This is a genomic window from Micromonospora sp. NPDC005291, from assembly GCF_040607415.1.
Classification (GTDB): domain Bacteria; phylum Actinomycetota; class Actinomycetes; order Mycobacteriales; family Micromonosporaceae; genus Micromonospora.
This window is the reverse complement of the sequence record NZ_JBEXGR010000012.1, coordinates 36,677-61,318: the sequence shown is the minus strand read 5'-3', so window position 1 is coordinate 61,318 and position 24,642 is coordinate 36,677. Positions and strand designations below refer to the sequence as shown.

At 72.2% G+C, this 24,642-nt stretch carries 26 protein-coding genes and 1 riboswitch; of the genes, 21 read left to right on the top strand and 5 right to left on the bottom strand.

The window, feature by feature from the left end; genetic code table 11:
• The first annotated feature begins 3 nt into the window (after nt 1–3).
• The 12 genes from pyrF (at nt 4) to ABZT18_RS17765 (ending at nt 12,320) form a co-directional block, all read left to right on the top strand.
• The gene (gene pyrF / locus ABZT18_RS17820; RefSeq protein WP_354993661.1) at nt 4–840 is read left to right on the top strand and encodes an orotidine-5'-phosphate decarboxylase; all 837 of its coding nucleotides are present in this window, start codon (nt 4–6) and stop codon (nt 838–840) included.
• Nucleotides 841–1,018: 178 nt separating this feature from the next.
• Entirely contained in the window at nt 1,019–1,336 is a 318-nt protein-coding gene (mihF, locus tag ABZT18_RS17815) for an integration host factor, actinobacterial type (protein WP_112584585.1), read from the top strand.
• Nucleotides 1,337–1,361: 25 nt separating this feature from the next.
• Entirely contained in the window at nt 1,362–1,895 is a 534-nt protein-coding gene (locus ABZT18_RS17810; protein WP_354993660.1) for a guanylate kinase, read from the top strand.
• A gap of 65 nt (nt 1,896–1,960) precedes the next feature.
• Entirely contained in the window at nt 1,961–2,224 is a 264-nt protein-coding gene (rpoZ, locus tag ABZT18_RS17805; RefSeq protein WP_074318577.1) for a DNA-directed RNA polymerase subunit omega, read from the top strand.
• A gap of 14 nt (nt 2,225–2,238) precedes the next feature.
• A complete protein-coding gene (gene coaBC / locus ABZT18_RS17800) occupies nt 2,239–3,447 on the top strand; it encodes a bifunctional phosphopantothenoylcysteine decarboxylase/phosphopantothenate--cysteine ligase CoaBC (RefSeq protein WP_354993659.1) in 1,209 nt (402 codons plus the stop codon).
• 87 nt (nt 3,448–3,534) lie between these two features.
• Entirely contained in the window at nt 3,535–4,728 is a 1,194-nt protein-coding gene (gene metK, locus ABZT18_RS17795) for a methionine adenosyltransferase (RefSeq protein WP_204944578.1), read from the top strand.
• Between the two features lie 59 nt (nt 4,729–4,787).
• Nucleotides 4,788–6,707: a primosomal protein N' gene (locus ABZT18_RS17790; protein ID WP_354993658.1), complete on the top strand. Its 1,920-nt coding sequence runs from the start codon at nt 4,788–4,790 to the stop codon at nt 6,705–6,707.
• Nucleotides 6,708–6,965: 258 nt separating this feature from the next.
• Nucleotides 6,966–7,949, top strand: coding sequence for an AAA family ATPase (locus ABZT18_RS17785; RefSeq protein ID WP_354993657.1), 984 nt, complete (start codon nt 6,966–6,968; stop codon nt 7,947–7,949).
• A gap of 134 nt (nt 7,950–8,083) precedes the next feature.
• Nucleotides 8,084–9,352 (top strand): cytochrome P450, encoded by a 1,269-nt coding sequence (locus ABZT18_RS17780; RefSeq protein ID WP_355251874.1) that lies wholly within the window; start codon nt 8,084–8,086, stop codon nt 9,350–9,352.
• A gap of 45 nt (nt 9,353–9,397) precedes the next feature.
• Nucleotides 9,398–9,955, top strand: a complete 558-nt coding sequence (gene def / locus ABZT18_RS17775; protein ID WP_354993655.1) for a peptide deformylase — start codon at nt 9,398–9,400, stop codon at nt 9,953–9,955.
• A 5-nt stretch (nt 9,956–9,960) separates the two neighbouring features.
• The gene (fmt, locus tag ABZT18_RS17770) at nt 9,961–10,887 is read left to right on the top strand and encodes a methionyl-tRNA formyltransferase (protein WP_355251912.1); all 927 of its coding nucleotides are present in this window, start codon (nt 9,961–9,963) and stop codon (nt 10,885–10,887) included.
• Nucleotides 10,842–12,320: a transcription antitermination factor NusB gene (locus ABZT18_RS17765; RefSeq protein ID WP_354994040.1), complete on the top strand. Its 1,479-nt coding sequence runs from the start codon at nt 10,842–10,844 to the stop codon at nt 12,318–12,320. Before fmt ends, ABZT18_RS17765 begins: the two co-directional genes overlap by 46 nt.
• A gap of 48 nt (nt 12,321–12,368) precedes the next feature.
• On the opposite strand, the gene ABZT18_RS17760 is transcribed toward ABZT18_RS17765, so the two are convergent.
• Nucleotides 12,369–13,259 carry a septum formation family protein gene (locus ABZT18_RS17760; protein WP_355251909.1) on the bottom strand — a complete coding sequence of 297 codons (891 nt, stop codon included), beginning with the start codon at nt 13,257–13,259 and terminating at the stop codon, nt 12,369–12,371.
• An 83-nt stretch (nt 13,260–13,342) separates the two neighbouring features.
• The gene (locus ABZT18_RS17755) at nt 13,343–14,233 is read right to left on the bottom strand and encodes a septum formation family protein (RefSeq protein ID WP_354993654.1); all 891 of its coding nucleotides are present in this window, start codon (nt 14,231–14,233) and stop codon (nt 13,343–13,345) included.
• A 254-nt stretch (nt 14,234–14,487) separates the two neighbouring features.
• Between ABZT18_RS17755 and rpe the strand changes: the two genes are divergently transcribed.
• From rpe to ribH, 7 genes are all read left to right on the top strand, one after another.
• Entirely contained in the window at nt 14,488–15,168 is a 681-nt protein-coding gene (gene rpe / locus ABZT18_RS17750) for a ribulose-phosphate 3-epimerase (RefSeq protein WP_354993653.1), read from the top strand.
• On the top strand, nt 15,098–16,126 hold the full coding sequence (locus tag ABZT18_RS17745; protein WP_354993652.1) for a response regulator: 1,029 nt from the start codon (nt 15,098–15,100) through the stop codon (nt 16,124–16,126). Before rpe ends, ABZT18_RS17745 begins: the two co-directional genes overlap by 71 nt.
• Nucleotides 16,127–16,204: 78 nt before the next feature.
• Nucleotides 16,205–16,375: riboswitch (FMN riboswitch) on the top strand.
• Between the two features lie 166 nt (nt 16,376–16,541).
• Nucleotides 16,542–17,603 carry a bifunctional diaminohydroxyphosphoribosylaminopyrimidine deaminase/5-amino-6-(5-phosphoribosylamino)uracil reductase RibD gene (gene ribD / locus ABZT18_RS17740; protein ID WP_354993651.1) on the top strand — a complete coding sequence of 354 codons (1,062 nt, stop codon included), beginning with the start codon at nt 16,542–16,544 and terminating at the stop codon, nt 17,601–17,603.
• 1 nt (nt 17,604) lies between these two features.
• Entirely contained in the window at nt 17,605–18,249 is a 645-nt protein-coding gene (locus ABZT18_RS17735) for a riboflavin synthase (protein WP_355251871.1), read from the top strand.
• Entirely contained in the window at nt 18,249–18,935 is a 687-nt protein-coding gene (pnuC, locus tag ABZT18_RS17730) for a nicotinamide riboside transporter PnuC (RefSeq protein ID WP_354993649.1), read from the top strand. Before ABZT18_RS17735 ends, pnuC begins: the two co-directional genes overlap by 1 nt.
• A gap of 76 nt (nt 18,936–19,011) precedes the next feature.
• A complete protein-coding gene (locus ABZT18_RS17725; RefSeq protein ID WP_354993648.1) occupies nt 19,012–20,277 on the top strand; it encodes a bifunctional 3,4-dihydroxy-2-butanone-4-phosphate synthase/GTP cyclohydrolase II in 1,266 nt (421 codons plus the stop codon).
• Nucleotides 20,278–20,279: 2 nt separating this feature from the next.
• Nucleotides 20,280–20,777, top strand: a complete 498-nt coding sequence (ribH, locus tag ABZT18_RS17720) for a 6,7-dimethyl-8-ribityllumazine synthase (RefSeq protein WP_328414128.1) — start codon at nt 20,280–20,282, stop codon at nt 20,775–20,777.
• 41 nt (nt 20,778–20,818) lie between these two features.
• Here the strand turns inward: ribH and ABZT18_RS17715 are convergent, their stop codons facing one another.
• The 3 genes from ABZT18_RS17715 to ABZT18_RS17705 are packed head-to-tail and all read right to left on the bottom strand — an operon-like array spanning nt 20,819 to nt 23,270.
• Entirely contained in the window at nt 20,819–21,562 is a 744-nt protein-coding gene (locus tag ABZT18_RS17715; protein WP_354994038.1) for an amino acid ABC transporter ATP-binding protein, read from the bottom strand.
• Nucleotides 21,563–21,564: 2 nt separating this feature from the next.
• The gene (locus ABZT18_RS17710; RefSeq protein WP_355251868.1) at nt 21,565–22,410 is read right to left on the bottom strand and encodes an amino acid ABC transporter permease; all 846 of its coding nucleotides are present in this window, start codon (nt 22,408–22,410) and stop codon (nt 21,565–21,567) included.
• Nucleotides 22,407–23,270 (bottom strand): ABC transporter substrate-binding protein, encoded by an 864-nt coding sequence (locus tag ABZT18_RS17705; protein ID WP_355251865.1) that lies wholly within the window; start codon nt 23,268–23,270, stop codon nt 22,407–22,409. The genes ABZT18_RS17710 and ABZT18_RS17705 overlap by 4 nt, the downstream gene beginning before the upstream one ends.
• Before the next feature lie 115 nt (nt 23,271–23,385).
• Here ABZT18_RS17705 and ABZT18_RS17700 point away from each other — a divergent pair, with 115 nt between their 5' ends.
• A complete protein-coding gene (locus ABZT18_RS17700; RefSeq protein ID WP_336298075.1) occupies nt 23,386–23,667 on the top strand; it encodes a phosphoribosyl-ATP diphosphatase in 282 nt (93 codons plus the stop codon).
• A gap of 47 nt (nt 23,668–23,714) precedes the next feature.
• Complete coding sequence (gene hisG, locus ABZT18_RS17695; protein ID WP_354993645.1) at nt 23,715–24,560, top strand: ATP phosphoribosyltransferase; 846 nt, start codon at nt 23,715–23,717, stop codon at nt 24,558–24,560.
• The last annotated feature ends 82 nt before the right edge of the window (nt 24,561–24,642 follow it).

The following is a 24,642-nucleotide window of genomic DNA, read 5'->3' as shown; positions in this document are numbered from 1 at the left end:
CCGATGGAGAGCTTCGGCACCCGGCTGCACCGCGCGATCACCGAGCGCGGGCCACTCTGTGTGGGCATCGACCCGCATCCCGGTCTGCTGGCCCGTTGGGGCCTCGCGGACGACGTTCAGGGGCTTGACCGGTTCACCCAAACCGTCGTGGAAGCCCTCGGTGACCGGGTTGCGGTGGTCAAGCCTCAGTCGGCCTTTTTCGAGCGGTTCGGGTCCCGAGGTGTGGCGGTCCTTGAGTCAACTATCCGACAGTTACGGAATGCCGGCTCGCTCGTTCTGCTCGACGTCAAGCGCGGCGACATCGGTTCGACGGTGAGCGCGTACGCCTCCGCGTACCTCGATCCATCCAGCCCTCTGTATGTCGATGCGGTCACCGCGAGCCCCTACCTGGGAGTCGGTTCGCTGGCACCGATGTTCGATCTCGCCGCCAAGCACGGCGGCGGAGTGTTCGTGTTGGCCCTCACCTCCAACCCCGAGGGCGCGGCCGTTCAGCAGGCCCGCACGGCCGACGGCCGCACCGTGGCGCAGACCGTGATCGACGAGATTTCCCAGCTCAACAGGGGTGCGACCCCACTCGGCAGCTTCGGTCTGGTGGTCGGCGCGACCATCGGAGACACCGGTCACGACCTCTCCGGCGTGGGGGGCCCGCTGCTCGCCCCGGGGCTCGGCGCGCAGGGTGCCGGCGCAGCCGATCTGCGTACCGTCTTCGGTTCCAGCCTCGCCTCGGTGCTCCCGTCGTACTCCCGGGAGGTGCTCTCGGCAGGCCCCGATGTCGCCGCCCTGCGGGCCGCCGCGGACCGCGTGTTGGTCGACTGCCGGGCCGTCCTGCCTGCCCGGTGACTGACTGATCGGTCGGTCACTCTACGGTGATCATGCGGCCCCCACGTTGCCGAAAGCTCCGTTGGCCGCTAGTTTTCCCCGCGCTGGGAACCACGGACCCCTTGGTTCACAGCGACACCACGTTTCACAGATGCGGCGGTGCGCCCCGCCCGCCGCGATAGGGACCTGAGGAGAACTGGTGCCGCTCCCGTCACTGACCCCCGAACAACGCGCTGCCGCGCTCGAGAAGGCCGCGGAGATCCGCAAGGCCCGTGCTCAACTGAAGGAGCAGCTCAAGCAGGGCAAGACCACCCTCGGTGCTGTCCTCGAGCGAGCCGAGAACGACGACGTCGTGGGCAAGCTCAAGGTTTCAGCCGTCCTGCAGGCCATGCCGGGCATCGGCAAGATCCGGGCTACCCAGATCATGGAGAAGCTCAAGATCGCCGACAGCCGTCGCCTGCGCGGCCTCGGCGAGCAGCAGCGCAAGGCACTGCTTGGAGAGTTCGCTGCCAACTGAACCTGGCAGCGTGTAGAAACAAGCAGTGAGCACGGATGACGAGGCGCGCCCGGCGGCTCGGCTCACTGTCCTGGCTGGACCTTCGGGTTCCGGCAGGGAGAGTGTCGTCGAGCTCGTCCGGGCGCGTTCTCCGTCCGTGTGGATCCCGGTGCCGGCAACCACCCGTCCGCGCCGGGAGTCGGAGATCGACGAGGTCGACCGTGTCTTCCTCGCCCCCGCCGATTTCGATCGCCGGGTCGCCGCCGGCGAGCTGCTGGAGTGGTCCCGGATCGGCTCGTACCGCCGGGGCACCCCGTACCCGCCATTGCGCGCCCGGCTCGACGCCGGGCAGTCGGTGCTACTCCCGCTCGACCTGGCCGGCGCTCCGCTGGTCCGGGCGCGCCTGCCCGATTCCCGGTTGGTGCTGCTGAGCCCGCCCGGGTACCGACCCGACGTCACCGTGGCGGCCGCGTTCGCGCACACGCTGACCCACGACCTCACCGGTCGGGTGGTTGATGAGCTGGTAGGCTTACTCGGTTCTTCTTATCCGGATCCGGCCTGGTCGCGCGTGCGCGGCTGACGGTCGGCCGCCGTTGAGACTCATGCTCCGCGTCCGCGCGGCTCGAAAGACGCAGAGGTTAATTCGTGGGATCCATCGCCAACCCCGAAGGCATCACCAACCCGCCGATCGACGAGCTCCTCGAGAAGACGACGTCGAAGTACGCGCTGGTCATCTTCGCCGCCAAGCGCGCGCGCCAGGTCAACGCCTACTACAGCCAGCTCGGTGAGGGTCTGCTCGAGTACGTCGGCCCGCTCGTCGAGACCACCCCGCAGGAGAAGCCCCTCTCCATCGCCATGCGCGAGATCAACGGGGGCCTGCTCACCGCTGAGCCGACCGACCAGCCGTAAGCCCGCCACGGCCGATGTCCCCCTCGATCGTCCTCGGGGTCGGCGGTGGCATCGCCGCCTACAAGGCGTGTGAGCTGCTGCGACTCTTCACCGAATCGGGCCACCAGGTGCGGGTCGTGCCGACCGCGTCGGCGCTCCGGTTCGTTGGGGCGCCGACCTGGGCGGCGCTCTCCGGCCAGCCGGTCGCCGACGACGTCTGGACCGACGTCCACGAGGTGCCGCACGTCCGGCTCGGTAAGCAGGCCGACCTGGTGGTGGTCGCGCCGACCACCACCGACCTGCTCGCCAAGGCCGCGCACGGGCTCGCCGACGACCTGCTCACCAACACCCTGCTGACCGCCCGCTGCCCGGTGCTGCTGGCCCCGGCCATGCACACCGAGATGTGGGAGCACCCGGCCACCGTGGCCAACGTCGCCACCCTGCGCGCTCGGGGTGTCCGGGTCATCGAGCCGGCCGTCGGCCGACTCACCGGCGTCGACACCGGCAAGGGTCGGCTGCCCGACCCGGCGGAGATCTTCGCCGTCGCCCGTCGGGTCCTGGCCCGGGGCGACTCCGCCCCCGCCGACCTGGCCGGCCGCCGGGTGGTCGTCACCGCAGGTGGCACCCGGGAGCCCCTGGACCCGGTCCGCTTCCTGGGTAACCGCTCCTCGGGCAAGCAGGGTTACGCGTTCGCCCGAGCGGCGGTCGCCCGCGGTGCCCGGGTCACCCTGATCGCGGCCAACGTCGCCCTTGCCGACCCCGCTGGCGTCGACCTGATCCGGGTGGGCACCACCGGCGAGCTGCGGGAGGCCACGCTGAAGGCCGCCGTCGAGGCCGACGCGGTGGTGATGGCGGCGGCTCCGGCCGATTTCCGGCCGGCGACGTACGCGCCTGGCAAAATCAAGAAGTCGGACGATGGCGTCGCGCCCACCATCGAGCTCGTCACGAACCCGGACATCGCTGCGGAACTCGGCCAGCGCAAACGGCCGGAGCAACTGCTGGTGGTGTTCGCCGCCGAGACCGGCGATGCCGAGGCCAACGGCCGGGCGAAACTCGCCCGGAAGCGGGCCGACCTGATCGTGGTCAACGAGGTCGGTCCGGACCTGGTCTTCGGCGCCGACACCAACACGGTGACCGTCATCGGCGCGGACGGCTCGGTCAGCCGACTGCCCGAGCAGGCCAAGGAGGCTGTGGCCGACACCGTGTGGGATCTCGTCGTGGCGCGGCTGCCCGGCCGCTCCTGATGGGTGGTACAGGGCGCGACCAATCCCGACACCGGCCGCAGTGGTGATTAGACTGCCGCGGAACGACCTCACACGCTTAGGAGTGCCGTGACACGCCGCCTCTTCACGTCCGAATCGGTCACGGAAGGCCACCCGGACAAGATCGCCGACCAGATCAGCGATGGCATCCTCGACGCGTTGCTGGCCGAGGATCCGCACAGCCGGGTGGCGGTGGAAACCATGATCACCACCGGCCAGGTACACATCGCCGGTGAGGTGACCACCAAGGCGTACGCCGACATCCCGACGATCGTCCGCCGGACCATCCTCGACATCGGCTACGACTCGTCGAAGAAGGGCTTCGACGGCGCCTCCTGCGGGGTCAGCGTCTCCATTGGCGCGCAGTCCGAGGACATCGCGCAGGGCGTGGACAATGCCTTCGAGCTGCGTACCGGGGCTTCGGAGAGCGCGCTGGACGCCCAGGGCGCCGGCGACCAGGGCATGATGTTCGGCTTCGCCTGCTCGGAGACGCCCGAGCTGATGCCGCTGCCGATCGCGCTCGCGCACCGGCTGGCCCGCCGTCTCGCCGCGGTCCGCAAGGACGGCACGATTCCTTACCTGCGTCCGGACGGCAAGACCCAGGTGACCATCGAGTACGAGGGGCTGCGCCCGGTCCGGCTGAACACCGTGGTCGTGTCCAGCCAGCACGCCGCGGACATCTCGCTCGACTCGCTGCTCACCCCGGACGTGCGCGACCACGTGATCGCCCCGGAGCTGGAGAGCCTCGGTCTGGACACCGACGGCTACCGGCTGCTGGTCAACCCGACCGGCCGGTTCGAGATCGGCGGCCCGATGGGTGACGCCGGGCTGACCGGCCGCAAGATCATTGTCGACACGTACGGCGGGTACGCCCGGCACGGCGGCGGCGCGTTCTCCGGCAAGGACCCGTCCAAGGTGGACCGTTCGGCCGCGTACGCGATGCGCTGGGTGGCCAAGAACGTGGTCGCCGCCGGCCTCGCCGAGCGGTGCGAGGCGCAGGTCGCGTACGCGATCGGCAAGGCGCACCCGGTGAGCCTGTTCATCGAGACGTTCGGCACCGAGACCGTGCCGGTCTCCTCGATCGAGAAGGCCGTCACCGAGGTGTTCGACCTGCGCCCCGCCGCGATCATCCGGGACCTCAACCTGCTCCGTCCGATCTACCAGCAGACCGCAGCGTACGGCCACTTCGGCCGGGAGCTGCCGGACCTGACCTGGGAGAGCACCGACCGGGCCGCCGACCTCAAGTCGGCCGCGGGAGCCTGACCGCCACCACGCGTAGCGACCGGCGACCCGCGGACGGGTCGCCGGTCGCGCGCGTCTGCGTGGATGTCCCGCTGGCGCACCTGGACCGGCCGTTCGACTACCTGGTGCCGGCGGAGCTGGACGAGGTGGCGGTGCCCGGCACCCGGGTGAAGGTGCGCTTCGCCGGGCAACTCGTCGACGGGTGGTTGCTGTCGCGCGCCGACGACTCCGGGCACACCGGCCGCCTCGCGTACCTGGAGAAGGTCGTCTCGCCGGAGCCGGTGCTGGCGCCCGAGGTAGCCCGGCTGGCCCGGGCGGTAGCCGACCGGTACGCGGGAAGCCTCGCCGACGTGCTCCGGCTCGCCGTGCCACCCCGGCACGCGCGGGTGGAGAAGGAGCCTCGCGACGACCAGCCGACCCCGGCGGTCGCGACCGCCGAGGTCGAGGCGGTCGACCCGCGCGGGTGGCGGGACTACCCGACCGGCCCGCCCCTGCTGCGCGCGCTCACCGACGGCCGGGCGCCCCGCGCGGTCTGGTCGGCGCTGCCCGGCGAGGACTGGGCGGCCCGCTACGCCGACGCGGTGGCCGCCACCGTCGCCGGAGGGCGTGGGGCCGTGGTCGTGGTGCCCGATGCCCGCGACCTCGACCGGCTCGACGCCGCGCTCACCGCTGTGCTCGGCCCGGGACGGCACGTCAGCCTCACCGCGGCGCTCGGGCCGGCCCGGCGCTACCGGGCGTTTCTCGCCGCCCGGCGGGGGGAGGTGCCGGTGGTGATCGGCACCCGAGCGGCGATGTTCGCCCCGGTGGACCGCCTCGGCCTGGTCGCGATCTGGGACGACGGCGACGACCTGCACTCCGAGCCCCGCGCTCCCTACCCGCACGCCCGCGACGTGCTGCTCACCCGCGCCCAGCTCGCCGAGGCGGGCGCGCTGCTCGGCGGGTACGCCCGCACCGCCGAGACGCAGCTGCTCCTGGAGACCGGTTGGGCCCGGGAGGTGGTCGCCGACCGGGCGACCGTGCGGGCCCGGATCCCGGCCATCGCGCCGACCGGTGACGACCCGCAGTTGGCCCGCGACCCCGGGGCCGCCACCGCCCGGCTGCCCAGCCTGGCCTGGACGGCCGCCCGCGACGCCATCCGGCAGGACCTGCCGGTGCTGGTGCAGGTGCCCCGGCGTGGCTACCTGCCCTCGATCTCCTGCGCGGAGTGCCGCACCCCGGCTCGCTGCGCCCACTGCGCCGGCCCGCTCGCGCTGCCGTCGGCCAGCGGCACCCCGGCCTGCCGGTGGTGCGCTCGGGTGGCCGCCGCGTACGCCTGCCCGGAGTGCGGTGGGCGGCGGCTGCGGGCCGCCGTGACCGGTGCCCGGCGGACCGCCGAAGAGCTGGGTCGGGCGTTCCCCGGCGTGGCGGTGCGGACCTCGGGGCGCGAGGAGGTGCTGACCGACGTGCCCGGCGGCGCGGCCCTGGTGGTGGCCACGCCCGGCGCCGAGCCGGTCGCCGAGGGCGGCTACGGCGCGGTGCTGCTGCTCGACTCGTGGGCTCTGCTGACCCGGGCCGACCTGCGGGCCGGCGAGGAGGCGCTGCGCCGCTGGCTGGCCGCGGCGGCCCTGGCCCGCCCGGCACCGGCCGGCCGGGTGGTGGTGGTCGCCGACGGCGCGCTCGCCCCGGTGCAGGCGCTGCTGCGCTGGGACGCCGCCTGGTTCGCCGGCCGGGAGCTGGCCGAGCGCCGGGAGCTGGGCTTCCCCCCGGCCGTACGCATGGCGAGCGTCACCGGCCCGGCAGAGGCGGTGGCCGACCTGCTCGCGGCGGCCCGGCTGCCCGACGACGCCGAGGTGCTCGGGCCGGTGCCGGCCGAGGAGGGTCGGGAGCGGATGCTGGTCCGGGTGCCCCGGGCCCGGGCCGCCGCGCTTGCCGAGGCGCTGCACTCCGCCGCCGGGGCACGGGCCGCCCGCAAGGCCGCCGATCCGGTTCGTCTCCAGGTCGATCCGCTGAGCCTGTTCTGACGGTTTCGGCTGGTGCCGACCCCGGCGGACCTGGTTGGCAGCGGTGGCACTCGCACACCGCGTCCGGCAAAGCGTTGGCGGCAGAGTGGTAGCATCGCCCGTCATGCCGGGCGTACGACGGCTCCAGGTCACGGCACGGCGTCAGACGGGTCGGGCCGAGCTGGAGTCGCCGGAGGATGGCGCGACGGTGGCGGGAACGCCGCGGTCGGACGCGATGTCGATGATGTCAAACAGCCGGTTATCAGAGGTGGGCCAGTCGTGACCGTTCGACAATCGATCGTCTTCAACGGCGACCTCGGCAGCGGCAAGAGCACCGTGTCGGTGGAGATCGCCAAGAGACTCGGAATGCGCCGGGTCAGCGTGGGTGACCTCTACCGGGAGATGGCGCAGCAGCGGCAGATGACCGCTCTGCAGCTCAACCTGCACGCCGAGCTCGACCAGGCCGTCGACGGCTACGTCGACCAGCTCCAACGGGACATCGCCGCCTCCGGTGAGCCGCTGATCATGGATTCCCGGCTGGCCTGGCACTTCTTCACCGACGCGCTCAAGATTCACATGATCACCGAGCCGGGCGAGGCCGCCCGCCGGGTGCTGGCCCGCCCCTCCGGGCCGGCGGAGAGCTACGCCTCCCTGGAGGAGGCGAAGGCCAAGCTCCGGGAGCGCAGCGCGAGCGAGCGCAGCCGGTTCATCATCCGTTACGGGGTGGACAAGGCCCGACTGCGCAACTACGACCTGATCTGCGACACCACCCGGGCCTCCGCCACCGAGGTGATCGAGCACATCATCGCCGCGTACGAGGGCACGCTCGGCGCCGAGGTGCTGCGTGACGGCCCGCCGTTGCTGCTGCTGGACCCGGCGCGGGTCTACCCGACCGAGGACATCGCCACCCTGCGGGGTCTGTGGGACACCGATTTCGTCGGCGACGTGGCCGAGGCCGGTGATGAGGCGCTGGAGCCGCTGAAGATCGGGTTCACCGGCGAGTACTTCTTCGTCGTCGACGGTCACCGCCGGCTCAGCGCCGCCCTGCAGAACGGCTTCTCCCTGGTCCCCGCCCACCTGGTCGCCGAGGTCGACGAGCCGGTGGTGGGTGGGATGACCGCGATCGACTACTTCGCCGCCCAGGTGCGCCCCGGCCTGGTCTACGACTGGGAGGCGGCCCACAAGATCGAGCTGCCGCTGCCCGAGCCCGCGCTGCTCCGCGGCGACGCGGTGCTCGCCGGGGACCCGGGCGCCGGCGCCTGACGGGTTCGTCGCCCGCGTCGGGCTGAGCCCGGCGCGGGACCCGGCCCGCGCCGACTTCCCCCGACGCGGGGGCTGCCGGGAGCGGCCGGCACCGGGATGATGGAACCTCCGACGCATCGACGGGGAGGCCAGCCATGGACGCTGCCGAGGCGCTCACACTGCTCATGTCGCCGCAGGGGCGCATCGACCCGTACCCGACGTACGAGCGGCTGCGCGCGCACGGACCGGTGGTGCAGGCCATGCCGGGCCTGTACGTGGTGACCGGTTATCCGGAAATCGACGAGCTGCTGCGCGACCCCCGCCTCGGGGTGCAGGACGACGCGCTGCGAGACCAGGTCTGGCCGAACTGGCGCGAGAGCCCGGCGGTGTCGTCGATCGCCCGCTCCATGCTGCGGACCAACCCACCCGACCACAGCCGGATGCGTCGGCTCGCCTCCGGCGCGTTCAGCCCGCGTCGGGTCGCCGGCATGCGGGACGTGGTGCGCGCCCAGGCCGAGGAACTGCTCGACACGATGGTGGCCCGGGCCGGGAGCGGCGCGCCGGTCGACGTGCTGGCCGACTTCGCGTACCCGCTGCCGGTGGGCGTGATCTGCGCACTGCTCGGCGTGCCGGCGGCGGACCGGCCGCTGTTCCGCCGCTGGGCCGGTGATCTGACCGGGGTGCTGGAGCCGGAGATCACCCCCGAGGAGTTGGCTGTCGCCGACGCGGGCGCCACCGAGCTGAGGGACTACTTCGTCGAGCTGGTCGTCGCCCGGCGCCGGAAGCCCGCCGACGACCTGACCACCGCGCTGGTCCAGGTGCACGACGCCGACGGTGAACGGCTCACCGGTGACGAGCTGCTGGCCAACCTGGTGGTGCTGCTGGTCGCCGGCTTCGAGACCACCACCAACCTGCTCGGCAACGGCCTTGTCGTGCTGCTCGGCCACCCCGAGGCCGCCGCCACGCTGCGCGCCGATCCCGACCTCGCCCCGACGTACGTCGAGGAGCTGCTGCGCTACGACTCCCCGGTGCAGTTGACCACCCGGACCAGCACCGCGCCGGTGCGCTGCGGCGGGCTCGACCTGCCGGCCGGCAGCACCATGTTGCTGCTGCTCGGCGCGGCCAACCGGGACCCCCGGCGGTTCCCTGATCCGCAGCGCTTCGACCCGACCCGTGACCAGGCGCACCCGCTCTCCTTCGGTGCCGGCCCGCACTACTGTCTCGGCGCCGGTCTGGCGCGCCTGGAGGCGCAGCTGGCCTTCCCGATGCTGCTGCGCCGCCTGCCCGAGCTGGCCCTGGCCGAGGCCCCCCGGCACCGCACCCGGCTCACCCTGCGTGGTTACGAGAGCGTTCCGGTGACGCTGGGCACACCGGTGGTGGTCGATCGAGGTACGCCGGCCGGCGCGCGGCCGGGCACTCCGTAGACTGGTACGGCACCGCTCGTCCCACCCATGAAGGAGCCATCCCGCGTGACCGTCCAGCCCATCCGTCTGTTTGGGGATCCGGTGCTGCGCACGCCGGCCGATCCGGTGGTCGACTTCGACGCCGAGCTGCGTCGGCTCGTCGCCGACCTTACCGACACGATGCGTGAGCAGAACGGCGCCGGCCTGGCCGCGCCGCAGCTCGGTGTGAGCCTGCGGGTGTTCGCCTTCGACGTCGACGACGTGCTCGGGCACCTGATCAACCCGGTGCTCGAGTTTCCCGACGAGGAGGAGCAGGACGGCCCGGAGGGCTGCCTGTCCATCCCCGGGCTCTACTTCGACACCAAGCGTCGGCAGAACGTCGTCGCCAAGGGCTTCAGCGCCTTCGGCGATCCCGTGCAGATCGTCGGCAGCGGCCTGATGGCGCGCTGCGTGCAGCACGAGACCGACCACCTCGACGGGGTGCTCTTCCTCGACCGGCTGGATCCCGAGGGGCGCAAGGAAGCCATGAAGGCAATCCGCCAGGCCGAGTGGTACGACGGGGCAGCCCCGCCGACGGTCAAGCTGAGCCCGCACATCAGCGACCCCTTCGGTCTGGGTCGGTGACCCGAATGCGCGTGATCTTCGCCGGTACGCCGGCCGTCGCCGTTCCCGCCCTGACCGCCGTCGCCGCCTCCCGGCACGAGCTGGTCGCCGTGGTCACCCGGCCCGACGCGCCCGCCGGGCGCGGGCGTGGTCTGTCCCGCTCCCCGGTCGGCGAGTGGGCCGACGAGCACGGCGTCGAGGTGCTCACGCCGGCCCGCCCCCGCGACCCCGAGTTCCTCGACCGGCTGCGCGAGCTTGAGCCGGACTGCGTGCCGGTGGTCGCCTACGGCGCGCTGGTGCCGCCGGCGGCCCTGGAGATCCCCCGGTACGGCTGGATCAACCTGCACTTCTCCCTGCTGCCCGCGTGGCGGGGCGCCGCGCCCGTGCAGCACGCGGTGCTGCACGGTGACGAGCTGACCGGGGCCAGTGTCTTCCAGCTGGAGCAGGGCCTGGACACGGGCCCGGTCTACGGCACCCTGACCGACGAGATCCGCGCCGCCGACACCTCCGGTGACCTGCTGGAGCGGCTCGCCGCATCCGGTGCCGGGCTGCTGGTGGCGGTGCTCGACGCGATCGCCGACGGCACCGCCCGGGCCGAGCCGCAGCCCGCCGACGGGGTGTCGCTGGCGCCGAAGCTGACCGTGGACGATGCCCGAGTGCGCTGGAGTGACCCGGCCTTCGCCGTGGATCGCCGGCTCCGGGCCTGCACCCCGGCTCCGGGCGCCTGGACGATGTTCCGGGGCGAGCGGGTGAAGCTCGGCCCGGTCGTGCCGGTGCCCGAGGGCCCAGAGTTGAAGCCGGGGGAGTTGCTGGTGGAGAAGTCGCGAGTGCTGGCCGGAACGGCCACCGTGCCGGTGCGCCTCGGCGAGGTCCGTGCCGCCGGCAAGCGGGCAATGGCCGCGACCGACTGGGCGCGTGGCGTCCGGGTCGGCACCGGCGAGGACTTCGCGTGACGGCCCCCGAGGGAACGCGCCCCACGCGCTCCGGCCCGTCGACCAATCGTGGCGGGGACCGCCGTCCGGTCCGGCCACCGACGGACCGACCGCGCCGCGCGGCGTACGAGGCGGTGGCGGCGGTGCACCGCGACGACGCGTTCGCCAACCTGGTGCTGCCCATCATCCTGCGGGAGGAGGGGCTGTTCGGCCGGGACGCGGCCTTCGCCACCGAGCTGACCTACGGCACCCTGCGCCACCTGGGCACGTTGGACGCGATCCTGACCGACGCGGCCGGCCGGGACGTGGCCCGGATCGACCCACCGGTACGCGACGCGCTGCGGATCGGGGCGTACCAACTGCTGCACACCCGGGTGCCGGCGCACGCCGCGGTCTCGTCGACGGTGGACCTGGTCCGTTCGGTCGCGCCCGGCGCCAGCGGCTTCGCCAACGCCGTGATGCGCGAGGTGTCCACCCGTGACGCGGACGCCTGGGTGGCGAAGATCGCCCCACCGATGGAGACCGACCCGGTCGGGCACCTTTCGGTGGCGTACAGCCATCCGCAGTGGATCGTGCGGGCCTTCTCCGAGGCGCTCGACGGCGATCTGGGTGACACGGCCCGCCTCCTGATCGAGGACAACGAGCGCCCGCCGGTGCACCTGTGTGCCCGGCCCGGGCTGATCGACCCGATCGAGCTGGCCGACCAGGTCGGCGGGGCGCCCGGCGCCTTCTCGCCGTACACCGTCTATCTGCCCGGCGGCGCGCCGGGCGACGTGCCGGCGGTGGTCGACGGCCGTGCCCACGTCCAGGACGAGGGCTCCCAGTTGGTGGCCGCCGCACTCGCCGACGCGCCGTTGGACGGCCCGGACGGGCGTTGGCTGGACCTGTGCGCCGGCCCGGGCGGCAAGGCCGGGTTGCTCGGCGCGCTGGCCGCCCAGCGTGGTGCGCGGGTGACCGCGGTGGAGGTGGCCGAGCACCGGGCCCGGCTGGTCTCCCTGGCGACCCGGGGCCTGCCGGTGGCCGTGCTGGCCATGGACGGCCGTGAGGTCGGCGCCGACCCGAAGCTGCCCGAGCAGCACTTCGACCGGGTGCTGGTGGACGCCCCGTGCACCGGGCTGGGCTCGCTGCGGCGCCGGCCGGAGTCGCGCTGGCGCCGCCAACCGTCGGACCTGCCGCCGTTGACCCGGCTGCAACGGGAGTTGCTCGGCGCGGCGCTGCGGGCGGTCCGCCCGGGTGGCGTGGTCGCCTATGTCACCTGCTCGCCGCACACCGTCGAGACGCACGTGACGGTGACCGAGGCGGCTCGCCGTAGCGGGGTGCCGGTGGACTTCGTCGACGCCCGGCCGCTGCTGCCGGCCGGCATGCCCGGTCTGGGTGACGGGCCCACCGTGCAGCTCTGGCCGCACCGCCACGGCACCGACGCCATGTTCCTCGCCGTCCTGCGTCGAGGCTGATGTGACACGCATCCGGCCGGTCACCCGACCGGCCGGATGCGCAGGCGCTCAGGTGACCGGGAGGCCCTTGGTGCCGGCGTTCTTCATCGAGCGGGTCAGGTTCCGGTCGCTGATCCAGAGGAAGCACTGCACGCCACGGTTGCCGTTCTTCCACTCATCCTCGTACGGCTGGTAGTAGATCGTCCCGGCGCGGAACTCGAGCTGGGAGTTGTCCGGAACCTTGGCGTACTTGGCGATCATCGTCTGGCAGGCCCGGTGGGTCCGCTTGATGGTGCGGGAGAACTCGTCGTAACTGATGTCCGGGGCCTGCCAGACCCCGACGAACTCGGCGTGGTGCTTAGCGGTGCAGGAGACCGAGACCATCTCGTCGATGTCGTCCTTGATCAGCTTTGGTTCGAAGCAGCGGTACGCCAGCGGCGAGGCCCCGGTCAGCGCACCCCGGAGGCTGCCGGTGCGCAGGTCGACCGCCGTGTCGTCGATGCTGGCGATCTCGGCGACGTCGCAGCGGTACCAGCGGGCCCCGCCCGCCCAGGCCTGCGGCGACGGCAGCACGACCGTCAGGCCGAGCCGCCCGGAACGCCAGTCGGCGCCGAGCGCCTTGTTGACCTCCTTGTCGCACGCTGCCTGCGCGGTACGCATACCCACCGAGCCGAGCTGCGGAGGCTTGTCGCGCTCGGCACCCGGACCGGTGAGCGTGCCGACGTGCACGGTCTCCACCCGGTGCGACTCGGTGCACGCCGTCGGGTTGTAGCCGGACAGGAAGCCGACCTGCTGGGAGGTCTGGTGGCAGACGTCGGCGGCGGGAACGAACTGCTGCGCCGCGACGGGCGCCGGCCAGTCGTCAATGAGGTCACGGTCGACTCCGGCCGGTACGCCGCACCCGGCCAGCGCCAGTGCCAGGGCCGTACCTCCGGCGAACGCCGCCAACCACCGTCGCATCCCCGACCTCCCGCCGCTGGTGGCCTCCGGCCGGACCCAGCCGGTCGGTAGCGCCACGGCGCAGCAGCATACGGCACCGATGCTCAGATCGCGGGTAGTCCCTCTGGGCCGGCGCCGCGCATCGAGCGGGTGAGTTTGCGGTCGTCGCTCCACAGGAAACAGCGGACCCCACGGTCACCCTCCTCCCACTCCCGTTGCGACGGTGGGTAGTAGATGGACCCCGCCCGGTACGGCAGGTCGCTGTTGTTCGGCACGGCCGCGTACTCGGCGATCAACGCCATGCAGCGTTTGTGCGCCTGCTCGGCGGAGCGGGTGAACTCCGCCCAGGTCACGTCGCGCTCCTCGTAGACGCCCACGAACTCGGCGCGGTGCGGCTCCGTGCAGAGCACCGGCGCCATGTAGTTGAGGTTGTCGCCGATCAGCTTCGGATCGAAGCAGCGGTGCGTCAGTGGGGTGTCGCCGATCAACGCGCCGCGCAGGCTGCCGGTGCGGTTCACCGGGCGGGTGTTGTCGATGCTGCCGGTCTCGCTGAGGTCGCAGCGGAACCAGCGCGCGCCGCCGGCCCAGGCCGGCACGGAGGGCAGCGCGAGGGACAGGGTGAGTCGGGCCGTGTGCCAGTCGCCACCGAGCACCTCCCGGGACCGTTGGTCGCACTCGGCGCGGGCCGTGCGCAGCGCCGACGACCCGGGTTCGGGCCGGGTCTCGGACAGTGCGTCAGGCCCGACGAAGGTGCCGACGTGGATGGCCTCGGCCAGGTGGTTACGAGCGCAGTCCACCGTCTCGTAGGTGCTGGCCTGCACGACCGAGGTGATCCGGGGCAGGCAGGTGTCGGTGGCGGGGGCGAACGGCTTCGGGACCCGCAGCGCCGGCCAGTCGTCGGTGAGATCGCCGTCCGCGCCCCGCGCGGGCCCGCAGCCGGCCAGCAGCATCGTCGTGACGCCGGCCAGCACCAGCGCTGGAAACCACCGTCGCATCGTCCGCCCTTCCGGGAGCTGGCGGCCGGTCGCCGCGCCCCGCGGCGAGAACCCGGCGGGGCGTGCGGCCTAGGCACCGTCCCCGTTGGAGTGTCGTCGCGTTTCCGTCGATCGGCCAGCCGCTGATGTCTGTTCGTCCGGATTTCACGGTCCGGAGTGACCAATTCTGCACCAGTGGTCACTGTTGGATCACAGCGCGTCCCCGTTGGTGCCGCGATGCGGGTAGCGGGTGACCACGTTCGTACACTGGCCCCGTGACCGTACCGCCGCCGATCGTCGCGCCAAGCATCCTGGCCGCCGATTTTGCCCGCCTCGCCGAAGAAGTCCGTGCCGTCGAGGACGCCGCGGACTGGTTGCACGTCGATGTGATGGACAACCATTTCGTGCCGAACCTGACCATTGGACTGCCCGTGGTGCAGAGCCTGCGGGCTGTCACCGCGATGCCGTTCGACGTGCATCTGATGATCGAGGATCCGCGCCGGTGGGCCCCCGGTTACGCCGACGCCGGGGCGTACAACGTCACCTTTCACGCGGAGGCGTCCGACGACCCGGTGGCGCTGGCCAAGGACCTGCGTTCGGCCGGTGCGAAGGCTGGTCTGGCCATCGACCGGGACACGCCGATCGAGCCGTACCTGGACCTGCTGCCCAGCTTCGACACCCTGCTGATCATGACGATCAAGGCCGGTTTCGGTGGGCAACGGTTCGTCCCGCAGTTGCTGGACAAGGTGCGCACCGCCCGCCGGCACGTGTCGGCCGGTCACCTGGAGCTGCGCATCGAGGTGGACGGCGGGATCGCCGCCGACACCATCGAACAGGCGGCTGCCGCGGGCGCCGACGCTTTCGTGGCCGGCACCGCCGTCTACGGTGCCGCCGACCCGGCGGAGGCGGTACGCCACCTGCGGGCACTGGCGGAACGCGCGGCTCCCGAGGCCTGAGGTGGACCCCGACGGCGATCGTAAGGACATCATCCTCGTCGTCGACGACGACGACGACATTGCTCGTTTCGTCGAGTTCAACCTGCGGCTGCACGGCTTCGAGGTGATCCACGCCAGCGACGGCCAGGAGGCCCTCGAGGTCATCGAGCGCCAGCGGCCGGACCTGGCGGTGGTCGACCTCATGATGCCCCGGATCGACGGGCTGGAGCTGACCCGGCGGCTGCGCGCCGACCCGATGACCTCCGCCCTGCCGGTGATCATGTTGACGGCCAAGGGCATGACCGTCGACAAGGTGCACGGGCTCAGCGCCGGCGCCGACGACTACCTGGTCAAGCCGTTCGACACCGCCGAGCTGGTGGCCCGGGTCTCGTCCACGCTGCGGCGCAACAAGGAGTTCCGGGAGGTCTCCCCGCTGACCGGGCTGCCCGGCAACAGCCGGATCCGTCGGGAGATCAGCGACCGGGTCCGGCACGGCGTGGACTACGCGGTCGGCTACATCGACATCGACCGGTTCAAGAGCGTCAACGACCGCTACGGTTTCGTCCGCGGCGACGACTTCATCTCCGCGCTGGCCCGCAGCCTGCACCGGGCGGTGGTGGCGGTGGGGCTGCCACCGGCATTCCTCGGCCACGTCGGCGGGGACGACTTCGTCATCGTCTGCGCCCCGGACCAGGTCCGCTCGCTGACGTCCGCAGCGGTGGTCGACTTCGAGAAGGTCGCCGACACGCTCTACGACGCCACCGACCGGGAGCGCGGCTTCGTCGAGCTGAAGGACCGGCGGGGCAACATCCGTCGCGCCGCCCTGGTCACACTCTCCATCGGGGTGTCCCTCTCCGACGCCGGGAAGCGGTTCACCGACCCCCTGGAGGCGATCGCGGTCGCCTCGGAGATGAAGACGGTGGCCAAGAGTCAGCCGGGCTCGTATGTGGCAGTGGACCGGCGTCGCGGCGTCACCTGAGCGTGATACCGCTGTGAAGTAGCTCGCCTAGGTGGCGGCGTACCCGGATCGGCGTGTAAGACTTCCGTTGTACCCACCACGCGCTGGCGGGACTCGGTGAAATTCCGAACCGGCGGTGATCCGCGGTCCAACCGTGGTCAGCCCGCGACCCGGACGGCTCTGCCGCCCGGTGGACCTGGTGAAAATCCGGGGCCGACGGTTGGGGGCGGTTCGTCCGCGCCCAGAAAGTCCGGATGGGAGACAGCGCGCGGGACGGACGGGTCCGAGCCGGCCGCTGGCTTCAGCGTGCCGCGTCGACCCTCCGGGGCGGCTGTGCCGTTCCCGGAATCCGCCTCCGCCTGCCCGCGGCCCCATGGCCGCAGCCTCCCTGACCGCCCGCGCGCGGACCGGCGAGTGAGAGGGCAGGGGCAGCGCGATGGCCAGCGTCTCCGTCGATGAGGCGATGCGGCGTGCGATCGAGTTGGCGGCGCGCGGGCTCGGCACCACCAGCCCCAACCCGGTGGTCGGTTGCGTGCTGCTCGACGACGACGGCCAGGTCGTGGGGGAGGGCTTCCACGCGTACGCAGGCGGGCCGCACGCCGAGATCGTCGCCCTTGCTCAGGCCGGGCAGCGGGCCAAGGGCGGCACCGCGATCGTCACCCTGGAGCCCTGCAATCACACCGGTCGCACCGGCCCCTGTAGTTCCGCGCTCGTCCAGGCTGGGGTGGGCCGGGTGGTCATCGCCGTACCCGACCCCAACCCGGTCGCCTCCGGCGGCGCCGCCACCTTGCGCGCCGCCGGGGTCCGGGTCGATCTGGGGGTACGCGGTGACGAGGCCGAGGCCGGCAACATCGCGTGGCTGACCTCGATGCGCCGGGGCTGGCCGTACGTGATCTGGAAGTACGCCGCCACGCTCGACGGGCGCTCCGCCGCGGCGGACGGCACCAGCATGTGGATCACCTCGGAGGCCGCCCGGATCGACGTGCACGCGCTGCGCGGCACTGTCGACGCGGTGCTCGCCGGGGTGGGCACCGTGCTCGCCGACGATCCCCGGCTGACCGCCCGCAACCTGCGCGACGGCAGCCTGGCCATCCGGCAGCCGCTGCGGGTGGTGGTGGACAGCTCGGGGCGTACCCCGGCTGACGCCCGGGTCCGCGACGGCGCCGCACGGACGTGGATCGCGACCGCCGACGAGGTCGGCGCCAGCCCGGACGGCCGGGTCGACCTGCCAGCGCTGCTCGCGGCGTTGCACGAGCGCGGGATCCGCGCGGTGCTGCTGGAGGGCGGCCCCCGGCTGGCCGGCGCGTTCCTGGAAGCCGGCCTGGTCGACAAGATCGTCGGGTACGTCGCGCCCCGGCTGCTCGGCGCCGGCCCCACCGCCCTGGTCGACGCGGGAGTGAACACCATCGCCGAGGCCATCGATCTGGAGTTCGTCGACGTTACACAGATCGGTCCGGATCTCCGGATCACCGCTTTGCCCCGAAAAAGGGAGGGCTGACATGTTCACCGGCATTGTCGAGGAGCTGGGCGAGATCGTCCAGGTGACGCCCACGGCGGGCGATTCGGCGCTGGTCGCCGTGCGCGGCCCGCTGGTCACCTCCGACGCCCGGCACGGTGACTCCATCGCGGTCAACGGCGTCTGCCTGACCGTCGTGGAGGTGGCCGACGGCACCTTCACGGCCGACGTGATGGGGGAGACGCTGCGCCGCTCCGCGCTGGGCGCGCTGCGTCCCGGCGACCCGGTCAACCTGGAGCGGGCCGCCGCCCTGGGCAGCCGGCTCGGCGGGCACCTGGTGCAGGGGCACGTGGACGGTGTCGGCGAGCTGATCTCCCGGGAGCCGGCCGAGCAGTGGGAGACCGTCCGGTTCCGGCTGCCCGCCACCCTGGCCCGGTACGTGGTGGAGAAGGGCTCGATCACCATCGACGGCGTCTCACTGACCGTGGCCGAGGTGGGCGCGGACCAGTTCGCCGTCGGGCTGATCCCGACCACGCTCAAGCTGACCACGCTCGGCGCGAAGGGCGTCGGTGACCCGGTCAACCTGGAGGTCGACGTGGTGGCCAAGTACGTCGAGCGGCTGCTCGGCGCCCGGCTCACCGACACCGACGGTCACGGGGTGGCCTCCAGCACGGACGGAGTGGCCTGATGGGCCCGCTCGGTTGGCTGCTGGACGCCCAGGTGCAGGTGGCCGGCTCGCCGGTGCTGGTCCGGGAGATCGTCGGCAACGGGTTCGGGCTGGTCTCCGCGCTGCTCGGGCTGCGCCGGCTGCTCTGGGCCTGGCCGGTCGGCATGATCGGTAACGCGCTGCTCCTCACCGTCTTCCTCGGCGGGGTGTTCACCACCCCGCAGGAGCATGACCTGTACGGGCAGGCCGGCCGACAGGTGTTCTTCTTCGCGGTCAGCGTCTACGGCTGGTGGCGCTGGCAGCGGAACCGTCGCGCCGACGCCGGGCAGGCGGCGGTCGTCCCACGCTGGGCCACCGGGCGGGAGCGACTGGTGATGCTGCTGGCCGCCGTGGTCGGCACCGCCGCGGCGTACCCGGTGCTCGCCGCACTGGGCTCGTGGGGTCCGCTGCCCGACGCCTGGATCCTCACCGGCAGCCTGCTGGCCACGTACGGCATGGCCCGCGGCTGGGTGGAGTTCTGGCTGCTCTGGATCGCCGTGGACGCGGTCGGCGTGCCGCTGCTGCTGCGCGGCGGGTTCTACCCGTCGGCGGTCATGTACCTCATCTACGGCGCCCTCTGCGCCTGGGGCTTCGCCGCCTGGTGGCGCACCTCGCGCGCCACCCGGCCGACCCCTGTACGCCCCATCTACACGGAGGCCGTCGCGTGAGCGAGCGCAGCGAGCGAATCATCAGGTCCAGCGCCATGGTGTCTCATGACGCCACGGAGCGAAGCGGAGTGGCGGCATGAGCAGCTTTGCGGATATCGAGCAGGCGGTTGCGGAGATCGCGGCCGGTCGGCCGGTCGTCGTGGTCGACGACGCGGACCGGGAGAACGAGGGCGATCTGATCTTCGCGGCCGAGCTGGCTACCCCGGAGTTGCTGGCGTTCATGGTGCGCTACACCTCCGGGTACGTCTGCGTGCCGTTGACCGAGAGCGAGGCTGACCGGCTCGACCTGCCGCCGATGCACCACACCAACCAGGACCGGCGCGGCACCGCGTACACGGTGACGGTGGACGCCCGGGAGGGGATCAGCACCGGCATCTCCGCGGCCGACCGCGCCCACACCATCCGGCTGCTCGCCGGCGCCGCCACCGACCCGACCGACCTGGCCCGGCCCGGGCACGTGGTGCCGCTGCGGGCCCGCGAGGGCGGGGTGCTGCGCCGGCCGGGGCACACCGAGGCGTCGGTGGACCTGACCCGGCTGGCCGGGTTGCGCCCGGCGGGTGTGCTCTGCGAGCTGATCAACGACGACGGCACCATGATGCGGTTGCCGGACCTGGAGAAGTTCTGCGCCGAGCACGGCCTCACCCTGATCACCATCGCCGACCTGATCGCCTACCGGCGGCGTACCGAGAAGCAGGTCGAGCTGGTCGCCGACGCCCGCATGCCGACGCGGCACGGGGTGTTCCGGGCGCTGGGCTACCGCGCCGAGCACGACCCGGCCGAGCACATCGCGATGGTGCTGGGCGACCTCGGCGACGGCCAGGACGTGCTGGTCCGGGTGCACTCCGAGTGCCTGACCGGGGACGTGTTCGGCTCACTGCGCTGCGACTGCGGACCGCAGTTGGACGCCGCGCTGGCCCGGGTCGCGAAGGAGGGCCGGGGCGTCGTGCTCTACGTACGCGGCCACGAGGGGCGCGGCATCGGGCTGCTGCACAAGCTGCAGGCGTACCAGTTGCAGGATCTGGGCCGCGACACCGTCGACGCCAACCTCGACCTGGGGCTGCCGGCCGATGCCCGCGACTACGGCACCGGTGCGCAGATCCTGTACGACCTGGGCGTGCGCTCGATGCGGTTGCTCACCAACAACCCGGCGAAGCGGGCCGGGCTGGAAGGCTACGGCCTGACCATCACCGGCCGGGAGGGGCTGCCGGCCGGTGCGCACCCGGAGAACCTGCGCTACCTGCGCACCAAGCGGGACCGGATGGGTCACCTGCTGGACGAGTTGGACGAGGTGACCGAGGCTCCGATGGGGCGTCCGGTCGCCAACGACGAGATCGGAGCATGACGATGGCGGGTTTCGGGGAGCCGGGCGTCGACGCGGTGGACGCGGCCGGGATGACCGTCGGGGTGGTGGCCGCCCGTTGGCACGGTGAGCTGACCGACCACATGCTGGAGCGCGCGGTGGCTGCCGCTGAGGCGTGCGGGGCGCGGGCCGTGGTGGCCCGGGTCGCCGGTTCGGTCGAGTTGCCGGTGGTCGCCCAGGCCCTCGCGCGCCGCTGCGACGTGGTTGTCGCCCTCGGCGTGGTTGTCCGCGGTGCCACCGCCCACTTCGACTACGTCTGCCGCTCGGTCACCGATGGGCTGACGCGGGTGGCGCTGGACGAGGGCAAGCCGGTGGCGCACGGGGTGCTGACCGTGGAGACCATCGAGCAGGCCCGGGACCGGGCCGGTCTGCCCGGCTCGGCCGAGGACAAGGGCTGGTCGGCCACCGTCGCCGCGCTCGACGCGGCGCTGGCCGTCCGTACGCTGGCCAGCAACGGGCAGCGGGTCGGCTTCGGCGGCTGACCCGTCGTCAGGGGTGACCGGTGTTCAGAGGCGACCGGTGTTCAGAGGCGACCGGCCTCGATGATCCGGTGGAGGAACTGCCGGGTGCGAGGCTGGGTCGGCTCGCCGAGCACCTGCTCGGGCGGGCCGCTCTCGATGACCCGGCCCGCGTCGAGGAAGCAGACCTCGTCGGCGACCTCCCGGGCGAAGCCCATCTCGTGGGTGGCCAGCACCATGGTCATGCCGTCGGCCTTCAGATCCCGGATCATCGTCAGCACCTCGCCGACGAGTTCCGGGTCCAACGCGGAGGTCACCTCGTCGAGCAGCATCAGTCGAGGTGAGTTCGCCAGCGCCCGGACGATCGCCACCCGCTGCTGCTGCCCGCCGGAGAGCCGGTCGGGGTAGGCGTCCGCCTTGGCGCCGAGCCCCACCCGGTCGAGCAGGTCCCGGGCCTGCGCCTCCGCCTCCGCCCGTGCCCGCCGGTGTACGCGGCGCGGCGCGAGGGTGATGTTCTCCAGGACGCTCAGGTGCGGGAAGAGGTTGTACGCCTGGAACACCATGCCGATCCGCCGACGGACCCGGTCCGGGTCCACGCGGGGATCGGAGATGTCCTCCCCGTCCAGCTCGATGGTGCCGTCGTCGAGTTCCTCCAGCAGGTTCACACACCGCAGCAGGGTGGACTTGCCGGACCCGGACGCGCCGATCAGGGCCACCACCCGGTGCTCGGCGACGGTCAGATCGAGCTGGTCGAGCACGACGTGGCCGGCGAACTCCTTGCGCAGGCCCCGGCAACGCAGCAGTGCCATGGTCATCCTCCCGACTGTCGGCGGGCCGCGCGCAGTGTCACCCAGTCGGTGACCGCGATCAGCGGTATCGCGAGCAGCACGAAGAGCACCCCCGCCACGACGTACGGCGTGTAGTTGAACGACTGGGCGGTAGCGATCTGGGCGGCGCGGACCGCGTCGATCGGCCCGGCGAGCGAGACCAGCCCGACGTCCTTCTGCAACGCCACCACGTCGTTGAGCAGCGGTGGCGCCACCCGACGGACGGCCTGTGGCAGGACCACGTGCCGCATCGTCTGCCGGTAGGTCAGACCCAGCGAGCGGGCCGCGGCGAGTTGGCTGGGATGCACCGACTCGATGCCGGCCCTAAACACCTCGGCGAGGTAGCCGCCGTAGGTGAGGACCAACGCGAGCCCACCGAGCACCAGCACCGGCGGCATGCCCTGCAGACGCAGCCCGGGCACGCCGAGGGTGAGCAGGTAGAGCACGATGATCAGCGGCAGGCCCCGGAAGGTGTAGGTGTAGCCGGCGGCCAGTGCCCGGACCGGGAAGAAGATGGGGCCGCGCAGCGTCCGCAGCACCGCGATCACCAGCCCGAACACCAACGCGCCGGCCGCACAGCAGACCAGCAGACGGACGTTGAGCCAGAGCCCGCTCAGCACCGCCGGCAGCGCGTCCCAGGCGATCTCCGGGTCCAGGAACGACTGCCGGACGCGGTCCCAGCCGGGTGCACCGGTCACCGCGATCACCAGCAGCGTGCCGAGCGCCGCCGTGGACGAGGCCGCGACCAGCACGCTGTAGAAGGTCTGCCGACGCCGGTACGCCCAGCGCCGCAGCTGCGCCTCGGAGGGAACGTGATCCAGAAGGGTCACCGCAGCTCGGCCGCCCCCGCCACCTGCGCGAGCCACTTCTGCTCCAACTGGGTCAGCGTGCCCGCCTCACTGAGCCGACCGACCGCGCCGGTCACGCAGGAGGTCAGCGGCGAGTTCTTGTCCAGCAGCAACCCGAACGCCTCGGGCGTGCCGACCTGCGGCACCTGCCCGACGATCATCGCGTCGGTGATCTCCGCGCCGGTGATGTAGAAGGCGGTCGGCAGGTCCACCACGAGCCCGTCCAGCTGCCCGTTCTGCAGGGCCTTCTTGGCGTCGTCGTTGCTGTTGTAGACCTGCGGCTTGGCGGTCGGCTTGATCACGTCGGTGATCGCCTGGTAGCTGGTGGTGCCGACCTGGGCGCCGAGCCGGGCGTCGCGGAGGTCGGCCAACGACGTCCTGCCGGCGATCTTCGAGGACTTCAACGCGATGACCGTCTGCCGAACGAGGTAGTACGGCGCGGAGAAGTCGACCGCCTGCTTGCGCTCCTCGGTGATGGAGAACTGGTTGATGTCGAAGTCGAAGTCCTTGGGTCCGGGTGCGATCGCGGTGTCGAACTTGACCCGGGCCCAGGTGACATCGGCGCGGGCGTAGCCGAGCTTCTCGGCCACCGCGTACGCGACGGCGGATTCGAAGCCCTCGCCGTTGTCCGGCTTGTCCTTGGAGAACCACGGCTCGTACGCGGGCTGATCGGTGGCGATGGTGAGCTTGCCCGGCGTACGAGTGGGCAGGCTGTCCTTGGCGCAGGACGGCGATGCGGTGACGGTGGGGGTCGGTTCCTCGTCCTGTGGCGCGCATCCGGCGGTGGCTACGACGACGGCACCGGCGAGGGTGAGCGCGAGGAGACGTGAGCTGCTGGCCATGGCGGACAGCGTAGAGCTCCATGGGCATCGATCGAAGATTGTCCCACCATGTTGATAGGGAATTGTCCGCTTGCTGGGTTTCGGCGGACCCGGACGCGGGGCGCCGGTCGGCCGGCTGGAAGAATCCTCTTCCGTGAAGACGTTCGAGGAGTTGTTCGCCGAGCTGCAGGCCAAGGCCGCCGCCGGCACCCCGGGCTCGGGCACCGTCGCCGCCCTGGACAAGGGGGTGCACTTCATCGGCAAGAAGGTCGTCGAGGAGGCGGCCGAGTCGTGGATGGCCGCCGAGCACGAGGGGCCGGAGCGCACCGCCGAGGAGATCTCCCAGCTGCTCTACCAGGTCCAGGTGCTGATGCTCGCCAGCGGTCTCGAGCTCAAGGACGTCTACCGACATCTGTGAGTGCCCCCACCCGTTGATCGCCATCCGGATCGAAGGAGCACTCCGTCATGCTGCGTGTCGCCATTCCCAACAAGGGCACCCTGGCCGAGCCGGCCGCCCAGATGCTGCGCGAGGCGGGCTACCGCCAGCGCACCGACCCCAAGGACCTCGTCTGCCGGGACGAGGCCAACGACGTCGAATTCTTCTACCTCCGCCCCAAGGACATCGCCACCTACGTCGGCTCCGGTGACCTCGACCTCGGGATCACCGGCCGGGACCTGCTGATCGACTCGGCCGCGCCGGCCGAGGAGGTCGTCGACCTGACCTTCGGTCAGGCCACCTTCCGCTTCGCCGCCCGCCCCGACGACATCGCCTCCGTGCAGGACCTGGGCGGGCACCGCATCGCCACCGCGTACCCGGGGCTGGTCGAGCGGCACCTCGGCGAGGCGGGCGTCAAGGCCGACGTGATCCGCCTCGACGGCGCGGTGGAGAACGCCGTACGCCTCGGCGTCGCCGACGTCATCGCGGACGTGGTGGAGACCGGCGCCACCCTGCGCCAGGCGGGCCTGGTGGTCTTCGGTGAGCCGCTGCTGCGCTCGTCAGCGGTGCTGGTCCGTCGTGCCGGCGCACCCGCGCTCCCGCAGGCCGAGCAGTTGCTCCGCCGCCTGCACGGTGTGCTGGTGGCCCGCCGCTACGTGATGCTCGCCTACGACGTGCCGGCCGGTCTGCTGGACCGGGCCAGCGGGCTCACCCCGGGCATCGAGTCGCCCACCGTGTCGCCGCTGCACCGCGAAGGCTGGGTGGCGGTGCAGGCGATGGTGCTCCGCGACGATGTCCACCGCATCATGGACGAGCTGTACGAGCTGGGCGCCCGCGCCATCCTGGTCACCAACATCCACGCCTGCCGGCTCTGACCGGCTGCGCGCGTAGCCGTCGGTCCGCTTGATCGACTCAGGATCGCCGACGTGGGGGTGTCCACCCGCTTGGAGACCCCCA